The following is a 21,343-nucleotide window of genomic DNA, read 5'->3' as shown; positions in this document are numbered from 1 at the left end:
TGACCCCATGCGTTTGCTGATCGTGGAGGACGAGCGCCGGCTCGCCCTGTCGCTCGCCAAGGGGCTGCGGGCCGAGGGGTTCGCGGTGGATGTGGTGCACGACGGGCGGGAAGGGCTGCACCGGGCCCAGGAGGGCGCGTACGACCTGATCGTCCTCGACATCATGCTGCCCGGGCTCAACGGCTACCGCGTCTGCGGCGCCCTGCGGGCCGCCGGGAGCGAGGTGCCGATCCTGATGCTCACGGCGAAGGACGGCGAGTACGACGAGGCGGAAGGTCTGGACACCGGCGCCGACGACTATCTGACCAAGCCGTTCTCGTACGTCGTGCTGGTCGCCCGGGTAAGGGCGCTGCTGCGGCGGCGCGGCGCCGGGGCCTCGCCCGTGGTGCGGGTGGGGGCGCTCGCGGTGGACCGGGGCGCGCGCCGGGTGGAACGGGACGGGGACGAGGTGTCCCTGACCGCCAAGGAGTTCTCGGTGCTGGAGCACCTGGCGACGAACGGCGGGGACGTCTGCTCCAAGGCGGACATCCTGGAGCACGTGTGGGACTTCGCGTACGACGGCGACCCCAACATCGTCGAGGTGTACGTCAGCACGCTGCGCCGCAAGCTGGGGCCCGGGTTCATCGAGACCGTGCGGGGAGCGGGGTACCGGCTCCGTGGGTAGGGCGTTCGGTTCGGTACGGTCGCGGGCCGCGCTGGGCGCGACCGTGGTGGTGGCCGTGGCGCTGGTGGCCGCGGGGCTCGCGGTGCTGAAGGTGCTCCAGGGCAACCTGGCGGACCAGGCCGGGCTGCACGCCCAGGTGGAGGCACGCGAGGTGGCGTCGAAGATAGCCGCCGGGACCGGCTACCGCGATCTGGACCTGGACGACGACACCCCCGTGCAGGTCGTGGACGACAAGCGCCGGGTGCGGGCCGTCAGCGAGGAACTCCAGGCCGTGACGGGGACGGCGACCCCGTCGGTGCGCCCGGTGTCCGTGGCGCCGGACGACGAGCGCGAGGAGGGCGAGGTCGACGGCGACGTGCGGTACGCCGACGGCTCGGCCCGGATCGACGGCACGACCGCCGACTACCGCTGGGCGGCCGTGGAGGCCACCGACCCGCACGGCGAGGACGTCACCGTCTACGCGGGCGCGCCGCTGGCCACCGAGCGCGACGCGGTCGGCACGGTACGGCAGGCGATGCTGATCGGGCTGCCGCTGCTGCTGCTCGTGGTGGCCGCCGTGACCTGGCTGGTGACGCGGCGCGCGCTGCGGCCGGTGGAGGGCATCCGGCGGGAGATGTCCGCGATCACGGCGAGCACGGACCTGTCCCGGCGGGTGCCGGAGCCGGACTCGCACGACGAGGTGGCGCGGCTGGCCCGGACCACCAACGAGACGCTGACCGCGCTGGAGGCGGCGGTGGAGCGGCAGCGGGCGTTCGTGGCCGACGCCTCGCACGAGCTGCGCTCCCCGGTGGCCTCGCTCCGTACCCAGCTGGAGGTGGGCGTCGCCCACCCCGAACTGCTGGACCTGCCGGGCGCGGTCGAGGACGTGGTGCGGCTCCAGCGGCTGGCGGCCGATCTGCTGCTGCTGGCCCGGCTGGACGCGGGGGAGCGGCCCCGCGCGGACACCAGGGTGGAGCTGGACGCGCTGGTGCGGGAGGCGGTGGAGCAGCGGACCGGGGACCGGGTGCCGGTGCGCACCGACCTGGCGGCGGTGGCCGCCACGGGCTCGCGCGGGCAGCTGACGCAGGTGCTGGGCAACCTGGTCGACAACGCGCAGCGGCATGCGCGCGGTGAGGTGCGGGTGTCGCTGCGGGCGGACGGCGCCGAGGGCGTGGTCGCGGTCGCCGACGACGGCGCGGGGGTGCCGGAGGCCGAACGGGAGCGGATCTTCGAGCGGTTCGTACGGCTCGACGACGCCCGCAGCCGCGACGACGGCGGGGCCGGGCTCGGCCTCGCCATCGCGCGGGACGTGGTGCTGCGGCACGGCGGCACGCTGACCGTCGGTGAGGCGCCGGGCGGCGGCGCCCTGTTCGAGGTGCGGCTGCCGCTGGCGGGCTGACGTGCTCTAGACCCGGCCGCGCTGGGTGCGCAGATGGTCGGCGACGGGCACCAGCGACCCGTACAGCGCCTCCAGGTCGGCCGGGGCGAGCAGGTCGATGAAGTGCTTGCGCACCGAATCGACATGGTGGGGCGCGACCTTGCGCATGGTGTCCCAGCCCTGCTCGGTGAGGACCGCGTACAGCCCGCGCCGGTCGGACTCGCAGTTCTCACGGCGGACCAGCCCGGCGTTCTCCATCCGGGTGATCTGATGGGACAGCCGGCTCTTGGACTGGAGCGTCGCGGACGCGAGGTCGCTCATCCGCATCCGGTGCTCTTCCGACTCCGAGAGGTTGACCAGGATCTCGTAGTCGTTCATGGTCAGGCCGAACGGCTGGAGGTCCCGTTCGAGCTGGTAGGTCAGCAGCCTGCTGACATCCAGGTGGGTGCGCCAGGCGCGCTGTTCGTCGTCGCTGAGCCAGCGCGTGCCGTTCTCGGTCTCCATGGGATGTATTCTACCTATAGAAGTTGAATTCCGAACCAATGGATGTATCGGGCTAGAGGTCACCTGTTCGACGTTACACTCCGCGTCTTCGCACTCACGAACCGGTACCGTTCCTAGAGGCGGAGCGGGAGTGAATCCTGTTGCCAGGACTCATGCTCAGCCGAACGCCCCGCACGGTGTTGAGCGTTCTGGTCGCCCGCATTCGCTCCGTATCCGGTCCGCGCGGATCGTGTCCGTCGTCCGGGAATACGGGGGCGGGTTTCCTCACGCCACGGGGTGGCTGGTCCGGCCTGGACGGTCCGATGCCCGCACCCATCGCTCTGGTGGGTGCGGGGCGGTGCCGTCCGTCGCCGGATCGGGTGTCCCAGGGCGCGTCTTCCGATCGCCACGGCTGCCGCGTGGTGGCGAGTGGTCTTCCTGGTGGTGCTGGTGAGGGGTTTCTGCCAGTGCTGGGCACCCCACCGGGAGGTGTAGGCCGGGTCCACGGCGACGACAGTTATACCCAGTTCGGCGGCCATGCTGACCAGCCGGGCCCGCAGTCCGGCGACGGGCAGGCCGGAGATCAGCTTGCGGAACCGCTTGTTGCGGCCGTGCTTCTCGCGGGTCTTCTCCGCTTGGAAGTCGAGATCCTCGACCGCGATCGCAAGGCCGTGCCGCTGGGCCCAGTGCAGCAGGTGGATCAGGGCATGCCGGACCTGGGCGTCCCGGTGGGAGGCGGTGCCGGACAGGTCGTAGCCGAAACGGAGTGGTTCACCGACGGGGTTGCCGTGCCGGTCCAGGCGCCAGGCGGCCAGGTGATCGGCGTTGGTGTCGACCCCGACCAGGCCGCCCGCACGTGCCGCTGCCAGCGGCACGGTCTGGGTCGGTGGGATCGTCCAGGACGCTGTCAGGTACCAGCGCCCACGCTGCACGTCCTCGTGGACGCGGTAGGCCACAGCCCGGTTGGCGGTAACGCGGTCGGCCCACTGCCGACCCCGGTGCGCGAACGCCACGCGTGCGGTGAGGACGTACCGGCCATTCGGGGCGTTCGCCAGGTGCACCAGCGGTGCGGGGAGCTTGAGCGAGATCTCACCGTCGGGGCTGACGCGGATGGTCTCGTTGCCGGACCGTTTGCCCGACTCCCCGTCCGCCTGCAGAAACCGGCGCCGGGCCTCCCACCGCGCACGCCACCGCTCTTCGGTGAGCTGCGCCTGCCGCAGGTGGTGGCGGGTGTTCAGCAGTCGTCTGCCGCCCCGCACCACACGCACCACCCCGGCCTCCCGGTCGGCCCGCGCCGCCCGGAGCCGGTCTTGGAGCAGGTGCAGACGGCGGGACTTGGCGAACCACTCGCTCGGGGTGCCATAGCCACCGGGAGCCTTCTTCTCGCCCTTCTCCCCGACCGGCAGGGACAGCCGGTGCGCGATCGTCCTGACACCGGCTTCCAGGCTCTGGATGTGGGCGAGTTGGCCACGCCGGGCCAGCGCCCACTGGTCGTGGGTGGCCTTCGTGATCGACCCCGCCCAGCGGGAGGAGGACTCCTCGGTCAGGACACGCTTGCGCCGCGCCCACTGCTCACTGTCGTGCCCCAGCCCGGTCGCGCACCGCGCCTTCAGGTCCCGGGATGCCAGCGAGCCCAGATGGTCACCGACCAGACGCAGGACCCGCAGGACCCTCTCCTCTGCGGCGGTCAGGCCCTTGAGCCGGGTACGGATCGCGACCCCCGAGGGGCCGGGTACCACGAACGACGCCGCCATCTCCCGCAACCCACCCACGCCCGTCACCCCCACCGGATGCAGCAGAAACCGTCACCATCATCAACGACCACAATCGGGAAAGGTCACGCAGTTCGATGCAAGAACTTCCGTTCCCATCCACGGGGCGGACCTGTCCTTGCCCGGAAACTCATTCATACGCACCAGAACACACTCATGCGCCGTCGATCCCTACCTGTTCACAGGGCCGGTCGCGCCGACGGCTATCTCCTCCATCAGCTCCTCCGTGGACTGGAGCAGCACGGTCCCCGCCCCCACGAACTCGAACTGGTGCTCCTCGCCCGACGTCCCCCCGAGCCCGGTGTGCGCCCGGATGCCGCCCATGACCCCGCGCAGATACTCGTGGTCGTAGTGGTGGTTGGGGGTCGGGCAGTCCGCCCAGCCGACCAGCGCCTGCGGATCGACCCGTATCGGCGGCTCCATGAAGACCACGGGCCCATTGGACGCCGCGACGAACTTCCCCGTGCCGATGAGCGTCAGAAAGCCCGGCACGATCGACTGCTTGAGCGCCAGCGACGGCTGGAACGCGAGCAGATTCCCCGACCGGATGGTCAGGTTCCCCTCGTCCAGGTCAAAGGAGTTGACGTCGAAGGCGCGGTGCGCGAGCACCATCTTGCCCTTGCCCTCGGCCACCACCCACTCGGCGGCGTGCAGCGGCGAGTGGAAGCTCCCCGCGACGAGCCGGTCGAGCCGGCCGAGCCCGATGCCCTGGAAGCCGATCTGCCCGTAGTAGGCGACCATCTTCCCCTTCTGGAGGAACCACTGTCCGTCCAGCTCCACGCTGAAGGCGTACGGATTGACGTTGTCGTCGGCCGGCAGAGTGTAAGCGTCGTGGATGACGGGGCCGTTCAAAGCTTCTCCTCCGATGCCTGGACGTAGACCGTGCCGGTGCCGGACAGCTCCAGCTGGAAGGCCTCCCCCGAGCCGCGGCCCACCATGTCGCGCCAGCCGAGGGCCGTCGAGAGCTTATTGCGAACATCACCCCGGTGGGCTACATAGGCTTGCGGATCGACGTGGACCGGACGGCCCGGCTGGATCGGCAGCTCGATCACGCCGCCGTGTGCCATCACCGCCGCCGAGCCCTGCCCCTCCAGCGTGGTCGTGAACAGCCCCTGTCCGGTCACCTGGCCGCGCACCATGCCCATCACCCCGCCCTGCGACCCCAGGAACACCGTGCCCTGGCGCAGCGAGCCGTCGAAGGCCAGCAGCCGGTCCGCCTCCACGTACAGGGTGTCGCCGGTCAGGTCGATCACGTGCACATGGTGTCCGCCGTGGCCGAACATCACGGTGCCCTGGCCCTCTATGGTCATCAGCGGCGTCGCCTCGTTGGCGACCCGCCGCCCGATCATGCCCATCACCCCGCGCTGGCCGCCGGTGATGCTCGGGGTGAACCGCACCTGGCCGCGGTACGCCAGCATCGCGCCGCGCTGGCTGAACAGCGTCCGGCCCGGCATCACCTGGGCCTCCACCATGCGGGAGGTGAGTGTGGTGAACGGCATCAGATCTCGCCCCCGATCGTGTTGCGCTCGCTGGGCTGCACGTACACAAGGCCCTCGCCCTCGAAGCGGATCTGGAACGCCTCGCCCCCGCTCTCGCCTATCAGCGCGCGGAAGTTCACGCCCGACTGGAAGTGCTGCCTGAGGTCGCCGGAGTGCGCCACGTACGCGCCCGGGTCGACCTGGAGCGGGGTCTGCGGGGTGACGCGCAGCACGATCGCCGTGCCGTCCGAGACGATCGCGGCCTGGCCGGTGCCCTCCACGGTCGTGGTGAACAGCCCGTTGCCCTGTGCGGAGCCGCGCAGCCCGGTGAAGGAGGTGCCGGTGCGCAGGGCCGCGTCCGTGCACAGCAGGTTCCCGGCCTCCACGTACAGCTTCTCGCCGTGCAGCGACACCAGGTTGATCTCGCTCGCCCGGTCGGCGAAGTAGCAGGTTCCGTGCCCCTTCACCTCCATGACTTCCATCTGCTCGCCGGTGAGCCGCCGGGTCACCATCCCGCGCAGTCCCTCGCCGCCGCCCGTCCTCTTCTTGAAGGTCATGTCCCCCTCGTACGCGACCATCGCGCCGTTCTTCGCCTTCACGGAGTCGCCGGTCAGGTCGACGGCGAGCACCCTGGATCCCTGGAGCCGAAAGTGAGCCACGGAGCCGACGGTATCGGTCCCGCCACCCTGGAGAAATGATCGCGGGCGGGGCTGCGACAATAGGAGGCGCTTGTGCATCGCTTCACAAGCGCCCCTTTCTGATCCGTTGTCCGTGTCTCCTCATGCGAAGGTGCTCTCGTGGACTTCAAGACCGCCACCGCGCTGCGCCGGCTCCGCCTGGTCTCCGCGCCCGAGGCCGTGTCCTTCCTGCTGCTGCTCGTCTGCTCGGTGCTCAAGCGCACCACGGACTTCAACGCGGTGCCGGTCATGGGCATGGTGCACGGGGTCCTCTTCATCCTCTACGTGGTCTTCTGGGCGGACGCCTGGAACCGCACCAAGTGGGGCTGGCAGACCGCCGCGCTCTACTTCGTCCTCTCCGTCCTGCCCACCGGCGGCTTCTTCGCCGAGCGCAAGCTCAAGCGCGAGGCCGAGGCCGGTGTGATCGCCGCGCGGGCCCGCCGCGAGGGCGTGGTCAACGTATGATCGTCGCCTTCTCGGTGACCCCGCTGGGCGTCGGCGAGGACGTGGGGGAGTACGTCGCCGACGCGGTGCGCGTGGTGCGGGAGTCGGGCCTGCCCAACCATACGGACGCGATGTTCACCTCGATCGAGGGCGACTGGGACGAGGTGATGGCCGTCGTCAAGCGCGCCGTGGCGGCCGTGGAGGCGCGCGCCCCGCGCGTCTCCGTCGTCCTCAAGGCCGACATCCGCCCGGGCGTGACGGACGGCCTCACCTCCAAGGTCGACACGGTGGAGCGCCACCTCTCGGCGTAGCGCACGCCCTCTGGAACCGGGCCGCCCGTCCGGGCAGGCTGTGCCCATGACGACGACTTCGGAGTCCGAGGCGGCAGACCCGTCCGCGTTACGCACCGGGTACGGCGCGGTCTTCGCCTTCCCCGAGTTCCGCACGGTCTTCGCCGCGCACCTGATCTCGATGCCGTGCGAGATGGCGGGCGGGATCGCGCTCTCCGTCCTCGTCTACCGGCTCACCGGATCGCCCCTCCTCAGCGCCCTCACCTTCGCGACCGCGCTGCTGCCGTACGTGATCGGCGGCACGCTGCTGTCCTCCGTCGCCGACCGCTACCCGGCCCGCCGGGTGCTCGTCGTGTGCGACCTGGTGCACGCGGGCTGTGTGACCGCCATGGCGGTGCCGGGGATGCCGGTGGCCGTGCTGCTCGCGCTGCGCTGCGTGCCCGCCGCGATCTCGCCCGTGTTCAGCGGTACCCGGGCGGCCACGCTCAACGACATCGTCGGCGAGGGCGATCTGTTCGTGCTGGGCCGCTCGGTCATCCGGATCACCGCGCAGAGCGCCCAGCTGGCCGGGTTCGCGGTGGGCGGGCTGCTGCTGACCGCCGTGTCACCGCGCACCGTGCTGGTGATCATGGCCGCGGCGCTGTGCTGCTCGGCGCTGCTGCTCCGCTTCGGCACCCGCCACCGCCCCGCGCGCCGCACGCCCGGGCAGGGGGCGGGCGGCGCGGCGCTGCTCGGGGACTCGCTGCGGGGCGTACGGCGGCTGTTCGCCGACCGCCGCGTGCGGGCGCTGCTGCTGCTCTCCTGGGTGCCGCCGATGTTCGTGGTGATGCCGGAGGCGCTGCTGACGCCGTACGCGGATGCCCAGGGCCTCGACTCGGTCGGCCTCGGGCTGCTGATGTGCGGGGCGCCGGTCGGCGCGGTGGTGGGCGAGGTGCTGACGGGCTCCCTGCTGGGGCCGCGGGGGAGGGCCCGGCTGACGCTGCCGGTGGGGGTGATCGCGGCGCTGCCCGCCGTCGGGTACGCCGGAGATCCCTCGTTCGGCTGGGCGCTGGCCCTCCAGGTGGTGACCGGCTTCGGGATCGCGTACACCCTCGGCCTCGACCAGTGGTACCTGGCGGCGGTGCCGGAGGAGCTGCGGGGCCGGGCGATGACCGTGCTGACGGCCGGGCTGATGACCGCCCAGGGCCTGGGGATGGCCGTCTCGGGGGCGGTCGCGGAGTTCGCGCCGGTGCACGTCGTGGCGGCCCTGGCGGGCGGCGTCGGCGCGCTGTGCTCGCTCCTGGTGGCGCTGGAGGTGCGGCGTACGGCGCGGGGGCGGGCGCCGGGGCCGGGGCCGGGGCCGGGTTCGAAGGGTGAGACCGGGCTGACCGCGATATGACCGGCCGGTAGGGTCGGTACCGTGCCGAAGCCGCTCAGTCTTCCGTTCGACCCCATTGCCCGCGCCGACGAGCGCTGGAAGCAGCGATGGGGGTCCGTGCCGTCGATGGCCGCGATCACCTCGATCATGCGGGCCCACCAGATCCTGCTCGGCCAGGTCGACGCGGTGGTCAAGCCGTACGGACTGACCTTCGCGCGCTACGAGGCGCTGGTGCTGCTGACCTTCTCCAAGTCCGGTGAGCTGCCCATGTCCAAGATCGGTGAGCGGCTGATGGTGCACCCGACCTCGGTCACCAACACGGTGGACCGCCTGGTCAAGTCGGGTCTGGTCGACAAGCGGCCCAATCCGGCCGACGGCCGCGGCACCCTCGCCACCATCACCGACCGGGGCCGCGAGGTGGTCGAGTCGGCCACCCGCGACCTGATGGCGATGGACTTCGGGCTCGGGGTGTACGACGCCGAGGAGTGCGGGGAGATCTTCCGCATCCTGCGTCCGCTGCGGATCGCCGCGGAGGACTTCGAAGGCGAGTGAGCCGGAGGGGCGCGCCTCTGTCGAAAAGGAGAGCGCGCGCAGGCCGCGAGGAACGAGTGGCCGAGCACGGTCGACTGTCGACAGGGGCTTTGGCGCCCCGGAGGCGAACCGAGCCCAAAAAGGAGGACACCGGGCACGAGGGCGGGCAAGGGCCCGCGTGACCGGCCGGGGGCGGCGAAGATCGCCCCGGAACGGACGGTTACGCTCAGCCGCATGAAAAAGAGCGTCCTGACCCGCTATCGGACGATGGCCTACGTCACCGGTGTGCTGCTGGTCCTGCTGACCCTCGGCGTGATCGCCAAGTATCTGCTGGACGTGTCCGGCGCGGCCGGTTTCACCAGCGTCGTCGGCATCGCGCACGGCTGGCTGTACGTCCTCTACCTGGTCTTCGCCTTCGACATGGGCTCCAAGGCGAAGTGGCCGTTCGGCAAGCTGGCCTGGGTGCTGCTCGCGGGCACGATCCCGACCGCGGCCTTCTTCGTCGAGCGCAAGGTCTCGCGTGAGCTGGAGCCCCTGATCAGCGGCTCCGAACCGCAGACCGCGAAGGCCTGACCTCCGCTCCGACCTGCGGCAACGGGCCGATCGCTCACCCGGTCGGCCCGCCCGGCGGCCGTCAGCCATCGACAATTAGTAGGACGTCCTAGTAAATTTGAAGCATGGACGTCGAAGGCATTGAGGCAGGCCGCCGTCGCTGGCAGGCCCGGTACGACGCGGCACGCAAGCGTGATGCCGCCGGGGGTTTGGGGGCGAAGCCCCCAAGGGATTGGACCCGCACCACCCTGTCCGGGGACCCGGTCGAGCCGGTCTACGGCCCGGCGCCGGGTGACACGGTCGAGGGGTTCGAGCGCATCGGCTGGCCCGGGGAGTTCCCGTACACCCGGGGCCTCTACGCCACCGGCTACCGCGGCCGCGCCTGGACGATCCGCCAGTTCGCGGGCTTCGGCAACGCCGAGCAGACCAACGAGCGCTACAAGATGATCCTCAAGGCGGGCGGCGGCGGTCTTTCGGTCGCCTTCGACATGCCGACGCTCATGGGCCGCGACTCCGACGATCCGCGCTCGCTCGGCGAGGTCGGCCACTGCGGCGTCGCCATCGACTCCGCGGCCGACATGGAGGTCCTCTTCAAGGACATCCCGCTCGGCGACGTCACCACCTCGATGACGATCAGCGGCCCGGCCGTCCCCGTGTTCTGCATGTACCTGGTCGCCGCCGAGCGCCAGGGCGTGGACCCCGCGGTGCTCAACGGCACGCTCCAGACCGACATCTTCAAGGAGTACATCGCGCAGAAGGAGTGGCTGTTCCCGCCCGAGCCCCATCTGCGGCTGATCGGCGACCTGATGGAGCACTGCGCGCGCGGCATCCCCGCGTATAAGCCGCTCTCGGTCTCCGGCTACCACATCCGCGAGGCGGGGGCGACGGCCGCGCAGGAGCTGGCGTACACCCTCGCCGACGGCTTCGGCTACGTCGAGCTGGGCCTGTCCCGGGGCCTGGACGTCAACACCTTCGCGCCCGGCCTGTCCTTCTTCTTCGACGCCCATGTGGACTTCTTCGAGGAGATCGCCAAGTTCCGGGCGGCCCGCCGCATCTGGGCCCGCTGGATGCGCGACGTCTACGGGGCGACGTCCGAGAAGGCGCAGTGGCTGCGCTTCCACACCCAGACCGCCGGGGTCTCGCTCACCGCCCAGCAGCCGTACAACAACGTCGTACGGACCGCCGTGGAGGCGCTGTCCGCCGTGCTCGGCGGCACCAACTCGCTGCACACCAACGCCCTGGACGAGACCCTGGCGCTGCCCAGCGAGCAGGCCGCCGAGATCGCCCTGCGCACCCAGCAGGTGCTGATGGAGGAGACCGGCATCCTCAATGTGGCGGACCCGCTGGGCGGTTCCTGGTACGTCGAGGCGCTGACCGACCGGATCGAGGCCGACGCCGAGAAGATCTTCGAGCAGATCAAGGAGCGCGGCCGCCGGGCCGTCCCCGACGGGCAGCACCCCATCGGGCCGATCACCTCCGGCATCCTGCGCGGCATCGAGGACGGCTGGTTCACCGGGGAGATCGCCGAGTCCGCCTTCACCTACCAGCGGGCGCTGGAGAAGGGGGACAAGAAGGTCGTCGGCGTCAACTGCCACCACGGCTCGGTCACCGGCGACCTGGAGATCCTGCGGGTCAGCCACGAGGTCGAGCGCCAGCAGGTGCGGGTGCTGGGCTCCCGTAAGGCAGGGCGGGACGAGGGCGTGGTCGCCGAGCGGCTGAAGGCGCTGATGGCCGCCGCCCGGGACGGCTCCAACATGATCGAGCCGATGCTGGAGGCGGTGCGCGCCGAGGCGTCGCTCGGCGAGATCTGCGACGCGCTGCGCGAGGAGTGGGGGGTCTACACCGAGCCCGCCGGGTTCTGACCGCCCTCGCCGCTTTCCGGTCCGCTCTCCGGTGACGCATCACAGCCGGGGAGCGCCGCCGCGGTCAGCCCGTGCAGCAGCAGCGTCGCGAAGCCCTGCGCCCACTCCGTGTCCACCGGCTCCGCGCTGACCAGCAGCCGGTGCACCACCGAGCCCGCGATCACATCGAAGATCAGGTCCGCGTTGCGGGCCGCCGTGCCCGGATCCTCCTCGCGCGGCAGTTCGCCGCGCAGCTGCGCGCGCTCCCGGCCGATCAGCACCAGCCGCTTCTGCCGGTCCACGATGGCGGACCGGACCCGGGCGCCCAGCGCCTCGTCCTGGGTGGCCTCGGCGATCACGGCCATCAGCGCCGTCTTGGTCTCGGGCAGCTCCAGCAGCTCGGCGAAGCGCACCACCACGTTCTCGATGTCGGCCCGCAGGCTGCCGCAGTCGGCCGATCGCAGATGCTCGTCGAAGACCGCCGCGACCGCGTCCACGACCAGCTCGTTCTTGCCCGCCCAGCGGCGGTAGAGGGTGGTCTTGGCGACTCCGGCGCGGGCCGCGACGTCGCCCATCGTGAGTTTTCCCCAGCCCAGCTCGACCAGGGCGGCACGCGTCGCCCCGAGGATGGCACGGTCGGCCTCGACGCTGCGGGGGCGCCCGGTGCGCCTGCTGGGCGGGCTCATGGCGCATGACCCTACTCGCAGGTAGACGCGGATGTCCCGGCCGGTTACGCTACGGCTCGTAGCGTAAGACGGGCCTGTCCGAGCGGCCGCCGAGGCGCTTTTCCATTCACCGCGCCGAGAGGGGAGGATAGGACCATGCAGCCACGGAACATGTCCATGAGTGGAGTGGTCGACCTCGCCGCGGTGAAGGCGGCCGGGGAAGCGAAGCAGAAGGCGGAGAAGGCGCGGGCCGACGCCGCCCGCACGGGCGCGCCCGCGCCCACGCGCCTGGTCTTCGACGTCGACGAGGCGGGTTTTCAGCAGGAGGTCCTCCAGCGCTCCACCGAAGTACCGGTCGTCATCGACTTCTGGGCTGAGTGGTGCGAGCCGTGCAAGCAGCTCGGACCGATCCTGGAGAAGCTGGCCGGGGAGTACGCGGGGAAGTTCGTCCTCGCGAAGATCGACGTCGATGCCAACCAGATGCTCTTCCAGCAGTTCGGCGTGCAGGGGATCCCCGCGGTGTTCGCGGTGGTCGCCGGGCAGCCGGTGCCGCTGTTCCAGGGCGCGGCCCCTGAGGCGCAGATCCGCCAGGTGCTGGACCAGCTGGTGCAGGCCGCGGAGCAGCAGTTCGGCATCGTCGGCGCGCCGGTCGAGGCGGCGGCCGCGGAGGGCGCCGAGGAGGAGGCCCCGGAGCCCGAGGGCCCGTACGACAGCGCGCTGGCCGCGGCCCATCAGGCGCTGGACGCGGGCGACCTGGGCGGTGCCGTCCGCGCGTACCAGAACGTGCTGAACGACGACCCGGCCAACGCGGAGGCCAAGCTCGGCCTGGCCCAGGCGCAGTTGCTGGAGCGGGTGCAGGGTCTGGACGCGCAGCAGGTGCGCAAGGAGGCCGCCGACAGCCCGGCGGACCCGAAGGCCCAGATCGCGGCGGCCGACCTGGATCTGGTGGGCGGTCATGTGGAGGACGCCTTCGGGCGCTTGGTCGACACGGTGCGGCGCACCGCGGGGGAGGACCGCGAGGCGGCCCGGCTCCATCTGCTCGGCCTCTTCGACGTGATCGGCGTCGACGATCCCCGAGTGGTCACGGCGCGTAGCGCGTTGGCGCGCGTCCTGTTCTGACTTCGCGGCTCTCAAACGGAACAGCGGCCGCGCTTTACCAAAACTTGGTAAACGCGGCTGCTGTTACTGCTAGTAAGGCCGCTCGGGGGCTATGTCCATTCTTGATGTCAAATCTCCCCCTCTTTTCGGGCGTTGAGTGACGACCCTGAGTGCCCGGCCTCGACCGACCTGCCGCAGATCGGTTATCGGTCCGTTACTCGCTAGTAACGAACCCCTTGTGCCCCGGCCGTGAATGGACCACGATCGGCCAAGCTCGGTCCATCTTCAACGAAGCCCGGCAACCGGTCGGTGCGGTGCTGCGGGTGGGTCCCCACCGGGCAGGCCGGCGGCAGTGGCGCCGGCCGTGGACAGGGGGGTCCCCGCCAACAGGCGGGGCCTGTCCAGGAGGTTGCGCGAGAAGCGTGGCCAGTGGTTGTCGCTCGGGGGTGATCGCCGGTGTTTCGGCGGGTGCAGTGCGCGCCTGTGAGACGTGGGCGCTCTCCTTCCCGAGGACGTAGCACTTCTCCCATCCCAGTTCGGGGCCGCGGCCCCGGCCGGAGATGTACGTCCGAGAAGGAGGAAAGTCATGGAGTCCCTGGCTCGTGGCGGGACCAGATGGAAGCGGTTCGCCGTTGTCATGGTCCCGAGCGTTGCTGCCACCGCCGCGATCGGCGTCGCCCTGTCACAGGGTGCGCTCGCGGCCTCGTTCAACGTGTCAGGCCAGCAGTTCAAGGTCGCGGTCGACCGGCTCGACGGTACGGGCTTCGCCCAGTACGGCGCGATAGACACCCAGCACGGCGGGAAGAACATCCCCGTCGCGGTGTCGGCGTTCAAGAGCGCCAAGCTCAAGGGCCTGTGCCAGTCGGTGGTCGTCCCGGTCCCGGTCTTCGGCGATGTGTCGCTGAAGCTGACGGCCGGTAACGGCAGCAAGACCGTCGAGGCGAAGAACCTCTTCATCGACCTCGATCAGCTGGACGCCGACGCGACGTTCCGCGGCATCGACATCGGTGTGGCGGCGGGTGACGCGAACAAGGGTCCGGGGATCAACAAGGGTGACAAGGCCCTTCCCGGCTCGTTCGCGCAGCAGGCCGATTCGGCGACGCTGACCGGCGTGAAGCAGACCGCCTGGGCGACCAGTGCGGGCACGTTCAAGCTCTCCGGACTTTCGATGAAGGTCAGCAAGGGCAAGAGCGAGTGCTTCTGAGGCGCTGAGCTGGAAGGGTGGGGGGCCGCGGCGCTGCCCCTCACCCGGCATCGCTCAGCAGCGCTGACGCGCCGCGCAGTTCAGTACCGCAGTAGAACGACTTGCGATCGCCTAGATCGCCAGCCCCAGGGAGCTGTTTTCAATGAGTGCCGAGTCGCCGGGGGCGCGTGACCGAACCAGCCATTGGCGGAAGACCTTCAGGGCATGGCGCTGGCAGCGCCCGTTCTGGGCGGGGCTGCTCACCACCTTGGCCGGGCTGCCGATCATGTACTTCCCGTACAACAGCCTCAACGCGGGCGGGTTCACGATCAACCTGTCCACCACTGCCGGATCCGCCTCGCTCATCATCGGCGTACTGCTGGTGATGCTGGGTCTGACCATGTGGTTCCAGCCCATGGTGCGGGTGTTCGCGGGCGTCGCCTCGATCCTGCTCGGCCTGGTGTCGCTGCCCGTGTCCAACATCGGCGGCTTCCTGATCGGATTCCTGCTCGCCCTCTTCGGCGGCGGCATGGGCGTCGCCTGGGCGCCGGGTGAAACCCCCACGGCACAGCCCGCCGAGGGGCCGGGAACCGCGCCCGAGGACGGCGCTGACGATGGCGGTGTGCCGGAGCCGGCCGGGGCCGGACCCGCGCCTGACCAGGAAGCCACGAATGGGAGGCACCGTGCGGGGTGAAGAGGAGCAGGCGGCGGACGGAAGTCCGCGCCGGGCCAGAACCGGACCGCGGCACGCGGCACCGAGAAAGTCGATGCTCACTCGCCTTCAGATGCCCGCGGGGAAGGCGATAGCGCTGGCCGCCATGCCCACGGCGGTGCTCATGGGCATGGGGCTGACCCCGCAGCTCGCGTCGGCCACCACGCGGGCCGAGGACAAGTACAAGGCCGGACCGTGCGTCTCCCAGCCGGACGAGGCCGACAAGGACGCCAAGGACAAGCAGGACGCGTCCGACAGCAAGGACAAGGACGCCGAGGGCTCGAAGGACAAGGGCAAGGGCTCCGGGGACCAGGGCGGTACGTCCGGCTCCGCGACCCCGTCCGACTCCGCCACGGGCGGTGACACGGGCGGCGACGCCGCACCGTCGAAGCCGACGCAGACCCCGAGCCCGACCCCGTCCGGCACCTCCGGTTCCGGGGACGACAAGGAGTCCGCGGAGCCCAGCGCCTCGCCGAGCCCGTCGGAGTCCGAGACCAAGAACCCGCTGGACCCGCTGGGCATCGGGGACAAGCTGCACGACATCTTCACCCCGGACGACGCCGACAAGGCGGACGGGAGCGACGCCTCGGCCTCGCCGAAGGCCACGCCCAGCCCGTCCGCGTCCTCCGCCACGCCGAGCCCCTCCGCGTCCACCGAGAAGAAGGACCCGGTCAAGGACACGGTGGACAAGGTCGGCAAGGGCGCCGAGGACACCGTTGACAAGGCGAAGAAGGCCGCCGAGGACGCCAAGGACAAGGCCGACAAGGCCCTGCCGAAGCCCTCGCCGTCCGCCAGTGACGACGCCACGGACGGCGGCAAGGTGGGCTACCCCTGCCCCGAGTTCGACGCCGACGCGTACAAGAACGCCGACGCCGAGCCGACCGCCAATCTGCTGCCCGACGACCCCTGGACGCTCCGGAGCACGCTGCTCTCGCTGCACGGCCTGGACTACAAGGGCATCGTCGAGGTCAAGACCCACAACGGCCAGACGAAGAAGGTCCTCAAGTTCACCGCCGACGGCGTGGACATCAAGGATCTCCACCAGCTGGTCAAGGGTCCGGGCGGGACCACCACCAACGTGGCGGCGCGCGAGGGTTCCACCTCGACGTTCCGCAACGGCACGGTGACCATGTACACGGAGGAGCTGAAGGGCAACCTCCTGGGCATCATCCCGATCACCTTCAGCCCGAAGACCCCGCCGCCGGTGAACATCCCCGAGGTGTTCTTCACCGATGTGACGGTCACCCAGGCCGGTCAGTTCGGCGGCGAACTGACCATCCCGGGAATGCACGTGTACGGCACCGGGGGATAACCCCGGAAAACCACATACCTGTTCGGGAGCCGCAGGCCCTCCTCGGAGGGCGCCGCCCGCGGGCACCGGGTCGAGCGCCCGGTGCCCGCGGGCGCGTTTGTCCGCGCCGGGCTCTATCATTACCTTGAGTGTTCGCGTGGACGCGCACCATGCCGCTTGGCGCGCGCCGGGGGGAAACGGGGGCAGCGGTGGAGAGCCATATTTCGGTCGGGGGCCCGGAGCCGGACGAAAGCCTGGAGCAGCTTGCCGATTGGCTGCGCGGCGAGCCCGAACTGGCCGGGCGGGTGAAGCCGAAGGCGCCGCCGCCGCGCGACGGCGAGATGGGGTCGGCCGCGCAGCTGCTCGTGGTGTCCCTGGGCGCGGGCGGTGCCCTCTCCGTCCTCGCGGGCTCGCTGCGGGCCTGGCTGTCCCAGCCGCGCCGCTCCGGCATCAAGATCACGGTCCATCGCCAGGACGGGCAGCGGCTGGAGATCGACGCCCGGCACGTCACCAAGGAGTCCGTCGAGGAGATTCTCCGGCAGGCGCTGCGCGCAGAAGAGGAATAGCCATGCGATTGCCCGATTCCCAGCGTTCCCGGGCGGTCCTGATCGGCACGAGCCGCTATTCCGATCCGGAGCTTTCGGACCTTCCGGTGGTGCGCGACACCATCGAGGACCTGGCCGCGACCCTCACCGATCCGGCGTACGGGGGCCTCGCGGACGGGCATTGCACCGTGCTGCTGGACCAGGGCGACATCCAGCGCGTGGGCCGTTCCTTACGGGCGACGGCGGCCGAGGCGGAGGACCTGCTGCTGGTCTATTACGTCGGCCACGGCCTGATCGCGCCCCGGCGGCACGACCTGTATCTGTCGCTGGTCGACAGCGAATACGGGAACCCGGAGTTCGGCTCCCTCGAATACGGCAAGCTGCGCGACGTCGTCCTCGACAGCCGCGCCACCTCGAAGGTCATCATCCTCGACTGCTGCTTCTCCGGCCGCGCGCTGAGCGGCACCATGGCCGGGCCGGAGGGCGCCGTGATGGGGCAGGTCGACGTGGCGGGCACGTACGTCATGGCGTCATCCCAGGGCAACGAGCCCTCCCTGATCCGGGACGGCGAGAAGAACACGGCGTTCACCGGCCGGCTGATCCGGCTGCTGCGGGACGGTGTGGCGGGCGGGCCCGAACTGCTCAGCATCGACGAGGTCTACCGGCGGCTCCAGACCACCATGACCGCCGAGGGCCTGCCCGCGCCCCTCCAGCGCGGCTCGCGGAACGCCGCCCTGCTGGCCCTCGCCCGCAACCGCGCCCACCGGCTCCCCGACGACCCCGCCCGGCATGAGGCCGCGGTGGCACTGTGCGAGGCGGAGAAGTACGAGGAGGCGGCCGAGGCGTTCGGCGCCCTGCTGGAGGAGCAGGAGCGCCTGCTGGGCGCCGACCACGCGGCCACGCTGCGCACCGGTCAGTGGCTCGCGCACACCCGCGGCGGTGCCGGTGCGCCCGCGGAGGCCGCGGAGCGGCTGCGGGAGATCCACGCCCGGCAGACCCGGCTGCTGGGCGATCACCACCCGGACACCCTGCGCAGCCGCCAGTTCCTCGCCGTCAATCTGGGCGAGTCGGGGCGGCGGCCGGAGGCGATACGGATACTGCGGGTGCTGCTGCTCGCCCGGCAACGTCTCCTGGGTCATGACGACGTCGCGACGATGCGCACCCGCCATGTCCTGGCCCACAACCTGGTCCGGACGGGCGAGTACGACGAGGCGGCGGCGCTGCTGCGCGAGCTGGTCGCGGACCGGGAGCGGGTGCTGGGCCCGGACCATCCGCACACGCTGCGGGCCCGGCGGGATCTGTCCGTACTCCAGGCTGTGGGGTGAGGGATGTTCGAGCGCTTCACGGACCGGGCGCGCCGGGCGGTGTGGATGGCCCAGGAAGAGGCCCGGGACCACAACCACGACTGGATCGGCCCGGAGCACATGCTGCTCGGCCTGATCCGCGGGGACCAGAGCCCCGGTGCCGAGTTCCTGGAAGGGCTCGGGGCGCCCGCGGCCGGGGTGCGCGAACAGGTGGAGCGCACCTTCACCCGGGGCACGACGACCCCGATCGGCCATATCCCCTTCACCTCCGCGGCCAAGCAGGCGCTGGCGGACGCGCTCGCGGAATCCACTGGTCTCGGCATGAACCACATCGGCCCGGAGCACCTGGTGCTCGGTCTGCTGCGGGAGCCGGACGGCATCGCCACCCGGGTCCTGGGGGCGTACGGCCTCGGATCGGAGGCCGTACGGGAGCGGATCCGCAGGCCCGCCGTCTCGGGGAGCGAGTTCTTCGAGCGGTTCACCGACCGGGCGCGCCGGGCCCTGGTGGAGGGGCAGGAGGCGGCGCGGAGGCTCAACCACAACCACCTGGGGACCGAGCACATCCTGCTGGGCCTGTTCGCGGCGGAGGGCATCGCCGCGACCGCGCTGCACACCTTCGGCATCACGCATGACGCGGTCCGGGAGCGGTTGATCAGGAGCGTCGGGTTCGGCACCAAGCCCCCGACCGGCTACATACCGTTCACGCCCCGGGCCAAGAAGGCGCTGGAGCTGGCGCTCAGGGACGCGCTGACGCTGGGCCACCACTACATCGGTACGGAGCATCTGCTGCTGGGGCTGATGCGCGAGGGCGAGGGGGACGGGGCGAAGCTGCTGAGCTCGTTCACCACGCAGAAGAAGGTGCGGGACGAGGTCATCCGCCTCCTGACCGTACCGGCCCCGGAGCCGCCGCCCGTGGTCGTCGGGCGCGAGGAGGAGATCCAGCGCATCATGCACATCCTGATGCGCAAGTCCCGTCATCACGCCCTGCTGGTGGGGGAGCCGGGCACCGGGCGCACCTCGATCGTCTCCGGGCTGGCCCAGCGCATCGCCCGGGGCGAGGTACCGGAGAGCCTGGCCGATGTGCGGCTGCGGGCCGCCGACATCGCCACGGCCGCCCAGGAGACGGTGGACGACCCGGACCGCACGGTGCTGTTCGTGGACGACATCTGGGCGGGCAATGTCGACGCGCTGCGCGCGCTCGCGCGGGGGAAGCCGCGGGTCATCGCCGTCACCGATCCGGAGACCTGCGCGGAATTCCCGGACCTCGGCGCGTACTTCCAGACGGTCCCGGTCAGTGAGCCCAGCCATCAGGAGGCCGTCGGCATCCTGCGGCAGCTGCGCCGCGAGTACGAGGCCCACCACCAGGTCACCATCACCGATGACGCCCTCGACGCCGCCGTCCGGCTCTCCGCGGAGCACATCACCGACCGCGTGCTGCCGGGGAAGGCGGTGGAGGTCCTGGACGAGGCGGGAGCCAGGGCGCGGATGACCGACGGGGCCGAACGGATCGTGGACGCTGGGGACATCGCGGAGCTGTTCGCGGGCCGGGCCGGGAGCGAGTCGTTCGTCGACGACCGCTCCATCTGGGCCATGAGCTGAGCGGCCGGGCCCCGAAGGACCCGGCCGCTCAGCTCACTTGAGGCGCGGTGTTACCGGCTCTCGCCGCCCAGGTGGTGCACCCGGACCATGTTGGTGGTGCCGGGGACGCCGGGGGGCGAACCCGCCGTCATGATCATGATGTCGCCCGCGCTGTAGCGGCCGAGCTTCGACAGCTCGGCGTCCACGAGGTCCACCATCGCGTCGGTGTGCTCCACATACGGCACCACGAAGGACTCCACGCCCCAGCTCAGCGTCAGCTGGTTGCGGGTGTCGGGCTCGGTGGTGAAGGCCACGATCGGCTGCTGGGCGCGGTAGCGGGAGAGCCGCCGCGCGGTGTCGCCGGACTGGGTGAAGGCGACCAGCGACCTGGCGCCCAGGAAGTCGGCGATCTCGCACGCCGCACGGGCCACCGAACCGCCCTGGGTACGCGGCTTCTTGCCGGGCACCAGCGGCTGGAGACCGCGCGAGAGCAGCTCCTCCTCGGCGGCCTGGACGATGCGGGACATCACCTTGACCGTCTCGATCGGGTACGAGCCGACCGAGGACTCGGCGGAGAGCATGACCGCGTCCGCGCCGTCCAGGATCGCGTTGGCGACGTCGGACGCCTCGGCGCGGGTCGGCCGGGAGTTGTCGATCATCGACTCCATCATCTGAGTCGCCACGATCACCGGCTTGGCGTTCCGGCGGCACAGCTCGATGAGCCGCTTCTGCACCATCGGGACCTTCTCCAGCGGGTATTCCACCGCCAGGTCGCCGCGGGCCACCATGACGCCGTCGAACGCCGCGACGACGTCCGCCATGTTGGCGACCGCCTGCGGCTTCTCGACCTTGGCGATCACCGGCACCCGGCGGCCGACCTCGTCCATGATCCGGTGCACATCGCGGACGTCGGCCGCGTCCCGGACGAAGGACAGCGCGACCATGTCGCAGCCCATCGTCAGGGCGAACCGCAGGTCGTCGATGTCCTTCTCGGACAGCGCGGGCACGTTGACCGCCGCGCCCGGCAGGTTGATCCCCTTGTGATCGGAGATCACCCCGCCCTCGATGACGATCGTCCGCACCCGGGGACCCTCGACCGCGGTGACCCGCAGCTCGACGTTGCCGTCGTTGATCAGGATCTGGTCGCCCTTGGAGACGTCGCCCGGCAGCCCCTTGTAGGTGGTGCCGCAGATCGTCCGGTCACCCTCGACGTCCTCGGTGGTGATGATGAACTCGTCCCCGCGGACCAGCTCGACGGGTCCGTCCGCGAAGGTCTCCAGCCGGATCTTGGGGCCCTGGAGGTCGGCGAGGACGCCGACCGCGCGCCCCGTCTCCTCGGACGCCTTGCGAACGCGGTGGTAGCGCTCCTCGTGCTCCGGGTGGCTTCCATGGCTCATGTTGAAGCGGGCCACGTTCATCCCGGCCTCGATCAGCGACTTGAGCTGGTCGTAGGAGTCGACGGCGGGGCCCAGCGTGCAGACGATTTTGGAACGGCGCATGAGGCTGATCCTATCGGTTTTG

The 21,343-nt window shown here is 70.8% G+C and carries 22 protein-coding genes; 15 read left to right on the top strand and 7 right to left on the bottom strand.

The features are described from left to right. The first annotated feature begins 7 nt into the window (after positions 1-7). The gene (locus ACH4TL_RS01845) at positions 8-664 is read left to right on the top strand and encodes a response regulator transcription factor (RefSeq protein WP_398313450.1); all 657 of its coding nucleotides are present in this window, start codon (positions 8-10) and stop codon (positions 662-664) included. Further along, the gene (locus ACH4TL_RS01840) at positions 657-2,042 is read left to right on the top strand and encodes an ATP-binding protein (protein WP_398313452.1); all 1,386 of its coding nucleotides are present in this window, start codon (positions 657-659) and stop codon (positions 2,040-2,042) included. Before ACH4TL_RS01845 ends, ACH4TL_RS01840 begins: the two co-directional genes overlap by 8 nt. 6 nt (positions 2,043-2,048) lie before the next feature. Here the strand turns inward: ACH4TL_RS01840 and ACH4TL_RS01835 are convergent, their stop codons facing one another. From ACH4TL_RS01835 to ACH4TL_RS01815, 5 genes are all read right to left on the bottom strand, one after another. Continuing rightward, complete coding sequence (locus ACH4TL_RS01835) at positions 2,049-2,525, bottom strand: MarR family winged helix-turn-helix transcriptional regulator (RefSeq protein ID WP_398313454.1); 477 nt, start codon at positions 2,523-2,525, stop codon at positions 2,049-2,051. 113 nt (positions 2,526-2,638) lie between these two features. After that, positions 2,639-4,276 (bottom strand): IS200/IS605 family accessory protein TnpB-related protein, encoded by a 1,638-nt coding sequence (locus ACH4TL_RS01830; protein ID WP_398313456.1) that lies wholly within the window; start codon positions 4,274-4,276, stop codon positions 2,639-2,641. Between the two features lie 171 nt (positions 4,277-4,447). Further along, positions 4,448-5,128, bottom strand: a complete 681-nt coding sequence (locus tag ACH4TL_RS01825) for an AIM24 family protein (protein ID WP_398313458.1) — start codon at positions 5,126-5,128, stop codon at positions 4,448-4,450. Next, complete coding sequence (locus ACH4TL_RS01820) at positions 5,125-5,775, bottom strand: AIM24 family protein (protein WP_398313460.1); 651 nt, start codon at positions 5,773-5,775, stop codon at positions 5,125-5,127. Before ACH4TL_RS01820 ends, ACH4TL_RS01825 begins: the two co-directional genes overlap by 4 nt. Continuing rightward, the gene (locus ACH4TL_RS01815) at positions 5,775-6,413 is read right to left on the bottom strand and encodes an AIM24 family protein (RefSeq protein ID WP_398313462.1); all 639 of its coding nucleotides are present in this window, start codon (positions 6,411-6,413) and stop codon (positions 5,775-5,777) included. The genes ACH4TL_RS01820 and ACH4TL_RS01815 overlap by 1 nt, the downstream gene beginning before the upstream one ends. Before the next feature lie 138 nt (positions 6,414-6,551). Here ACH4TL_RS01815 and ACH4TL_RS01810 point away from each other — a divergent pair, with 138 nt between their 5' ends. From ACH4TL_RS01810 to ACH4TL_RS01785, 6 genes are all read left to right on the top strand, one after another. Further along, complete coding sequence (locus ACH4TL_RS01810; protein ID WP_398313464.1) at positions 6,552-6,896, top strand: DUF3817 domain-containing protein; 345 nt, start codon at positions 6,552-6,554, stop codon at positions 6,894-6,896. Further along, positions 6,893-7,186: an MTH1187 family thiamine-binding protein gene (locus ACH4TL_RS01805; protein WP_398313466.1), complete on the top strand. Its 294-nt coding sequence runs from the start codon at positions 6,893-6,895 to the stop codon at positions 7,184-7,186. Before ACH4TL_RS01810 ends, ACH4TL_RS01805 begins: the two co-directional genes overlap by 4 nt. A gap of 46 nt (positions 7,187-7,232) precedes the next feature. Beyond that, positions 7,233-8,543: an MFS transporter gene (locus ACH4TL_RS01800; protein WP_398313468.1), complete on the top strand. Its 1,311-nt coding sequence runs from the start codon at positions 7,233-7,235 to the stop codon at positions 8,541-8,543. A 21-nt stretch (positions 8,544-8,564) separates the two neighbouring features. Continuing rightward, positions 8,565-9,074 (top strand): MarR family winged helix-turn-helix transcriptional regulator, encoded by a 510-nt coding sequence (locus ACH4TL_RS01795; protein ID WP_398313470.1) that lies wholly within the window; start codon positions 8,565-8,567, stop codon positions 9,072-9,074. Positions 9,075-9,287: 213 nt separating this feature from the next. Further along, a complete protein-coding gene (locus ACH4TL_RS01790; protein WP_398313472.1) occupies positions 9,288-9,626 on the top strand; it encodes a DUF3817 domain-containing protein in 339 nt (112 codons plus the stop codon). Positions 9,627-9,730: 104 nt separating this feature from the next. Further along, positions 9,731-11,467: a methylmalonyl-CoA mutase gene (locus ACH4TL_RS01785; protein WP_398313474.1), complete on the top strand. Its 1,737-nt coding sequence runs from the start codon at positions 9,731-9,733 to the stop codon at positions 11,465-11,467. Here ACH4TL_RS01785 and ACH4TL_RS01780 read toward each other — a convergent pair. Next, complete coding sequence (locus ACH4TL_RS01780) at positions 11,443-12,132, bottom strand: TetR/AcrR family transcriptional regulator (protein WP_398313476.1); 690 nt, start codon at positions 12,130-12,132, stop codon at positions 11,443-11,445. The two genes, ACH4TL_RS01785 and ACH4TL_RS01780, sit on opposite strands and share 25 nt — an antisense overlap. A gap of 135 nt (positions 12,133-12,267) precedes the next feature. Here ACH4TL_RS01780 and ACH4TL_RS01775 point away from each other — a divergent pair, with 135 nt between their 5' ends. The 7 genes from ACH4TL_RS01775 (at position 12,268) to ACH4TL_RS01745 (ending at position 19,843) form a co-directional block, all read left to right on the top strand. Then, positions 12,268-13,230, top strand: coding sequence for a tetratricopeptide repeat protein (locus ACH4TL_RS01775; RefSeq protein WP_398313478.1), 963 nt, complete (start codon positions 12,268-12,270; stop codon positions 13,228-13,230). A gap of 565 nt (positions 13,231-13,795) precedes the next feature. Continuing rightward, the gene (locus tag ACH4TL_RS01770; RefSeq protein ID WP_398313480.1) at positions 13,796-14,413 is read left to right on the top strand and encodes a DUF6230 family protein; all 618 of its coding nucleotides are present in this window, start codon (positions 13,796-13,798) and stop codon (positions 14,411-14,413) included. A gap of 142 nt (positions 14,414-14,555) precedes the next feature. After that, on the top strand, positions 14,556-15,086 hold the full coding sequence (locus ACH4TL_RS01765; RefSeq protein WP_398313482.1) for a DUF6114 domain-containing protein: 531 nt from the start codon (positions 14,556-14,558) through the stop codon (positions 15,084-15,086). Continuing rightward, entirely contained in the window at positions 15,064-16,416 is a 1,353-nt protein-coding gene (locus tag ACH4TL_RS01760) for a hydrogenase expression protein HypF (protein ID WP_398313484.1), read from the top strand. Before ACH4TL_RS01765 ends, ACH4TL_RS01760 begins: the two co-directional genes overlap by 23 nt. Before the next feature lie 188 nt (positions 16,417-16,604). Next, positions 16,605-16,961, top strand: coding sequence for a hypothetical protein (locus ACH4TL_RS01755; protein ID WP_398313485.1), 357 nt, complete (start codon positions 16,605-16,607; stop codon positions 16,959-16,961). Between the two features lie 2 nt (positions 16,962-16,963). Further along, positions 16,964-18,265, top strand: coding sequence for a tetratricopeptide repeat protein (locus tag ACH4TL_RS01750; RefSeq protein ID WP_398313487.1), 1,302 nt, complete (start codon positions 16,964-16,966; stop codon positions 18,263-18,265). A gap of 3 nt (positions 18,266-18,268) precedes the next feature. After that, the gene (locus ACH4TL_RS01745) at positions 18,269-19,843 is read left to right on the top strand and encodes a Clp protease N-terminal domain-containing protein (RefSeq protein ID WP_398313489.1); all 1,575 of its coding nucleotides are present in this window, start codon (positions 18,269-18,271) and stop codon (positions 19,841-19,843) included. 50 nt (positions 19,844-19,893) lie between these two features. Here the strand turns inward: ACH4TL_RS01745 and pyk are convergent, their stop codons facing one another. Then, complete coding sequence (pyk, locus tag ACH4TL_RS01740; protein WP_398313491.1) at positions 19,894-21,321, bottom strand: pyruvate kinase; 1,428 nt, start codon at positions 21,319-21,321, stop codon at positions 19,894-19,896. Positions 21,322-21,343: the final 22 nt, after the last annotated feature.

The sequence above is a fragment of the Streptomyces sp. NPDC021115 genome (genome assembly GCF_044333065.1).
Taxonomy (GTDB): Bacteria; Actinomycetota; Actinomycetes; order Streptomycetales; family Streptomycetaceae; genus Streptomyces.
This window is presented reverse-complemented; position numbering and strand designations above follow the sequence as displayed.

What these genes read in the sequence shown, in the direction of transcription:
- ACH4TL_RS01775 (WP_398313478.1), top strand. Translation starts at nt 12,268, where the DNA reads ATGCAGCCACGGAACATGTCCATGAGTGGAGTGGTCGACCTCGCCGCG.
- ACH4TL_RS01780 (WP_398313476.1), bottom strand. Translation starts at nt 12,132, where the DNA reads ATGAGCCCGCCCAGCAGGCGCACCGGGCGCCCCCGCAGCGTCGAGGCC.
- ACH4TL_RS01745 (WP_398313489.1), top strand. Translation starts at nt 18,269, where the DNA reads ATGTTCGAGCGCTTCACGGACCGGGCGCGCCGGGCGGTGTGGATGGCC.
- ACH4TL_RS01835 (WP_398313454.1), bottom strand. Translation starts at nt 2,525, where the DNA reads ATGGAGACCGAGAACGGCACGCGCTGGCTCAGCGACGACGAACAGCGC.
- ACH4TL_RS01785 (WP_398313474.1), top strand. Translation starts at nt 9,731, where the DNA reads ATGGACGTCGAAGGCATTGAGGCAGGCCGCCGTCGCTGGCAGGCCCGG.
- ACH4TL_RS01805 (WP_398313466.1), top strand. Translation starts at nt 6,893, where the DNA reads ATGATCGTCGCCTTCTCGGTGACCCCGCTGGGCGTCGGCGAGGACGTG.
- ACH4TL_RS01790 (WP_398313472.1), top strand. Translation starts at nt 9,288, where the DNA reads ATGAAAAAGAGCGTCCTGACCCGCTATCGGACGATGGCCTACGTCACC.
- ACH4TL_RS01800 (WP_398313468.1), top strand. Translation starts at nt 7,233, where the DNA reads ATGACGACGACTTCGGAGTCCGAGGCGGCAGACCCGTCCGCGTTACGC.
- ACH4TL_RS01750 (WP_398313487.1), top strand. Translation starts at nt 16,964, where the DNA reads ATGCGATTGCCCGATTCCCAGCGTTCCCGGGCGGTCCTGATCGGCACG.
- ACH4TL_RS01770 (WP_398313480.1), top strand. Translation starts at nt 13,796, where the DNA reads ATGGAGTCCCTGGCTCGTGGCGGGACCAGATGGAAGCGGTTCGCCGTT.
- ACH4TL_RS01760 (WP_398313484.1), top strand. Translation starts at nt 15,064, where the DNA reads ATGGGAGGCACCGTGCGGGGTGAAGAGGAGCAGGCGGCGGACGGAAGT.
- ACH4TL_RS01765 (WP_398313482.1), top strand. Translation starts at nt 14,556, where the DNA reads ATGAGTGCCGAGTCGCCGGGGGCGCGTGACCGAACCAGCCATTGGCGG.
- pyk (WP_398313491.1), bottom strand. Translation starts at nt 21,321, where the DNA reads ATGCGCCGTTCCAAAATCGTCTGCACGCTGGGCCCCGCCGTCGACTCC.
- ACH4TL_RS01820 (WP_398313460.1), bottom strand. Translation starts at nt 5,775, where the DNA reads ATGCCGTTCACCACACTCACCTCCCGCATGGTGGAGGCCCAGGTGATG.
- ACH4TL_RS01845 (WP_398313450.1), top strand. Translation starts at nt 8, where the DNA reads ATGCGTTTGCTGATCGTGGAGGACGAGCGCCGGCTCGCCCTGTCGCTC.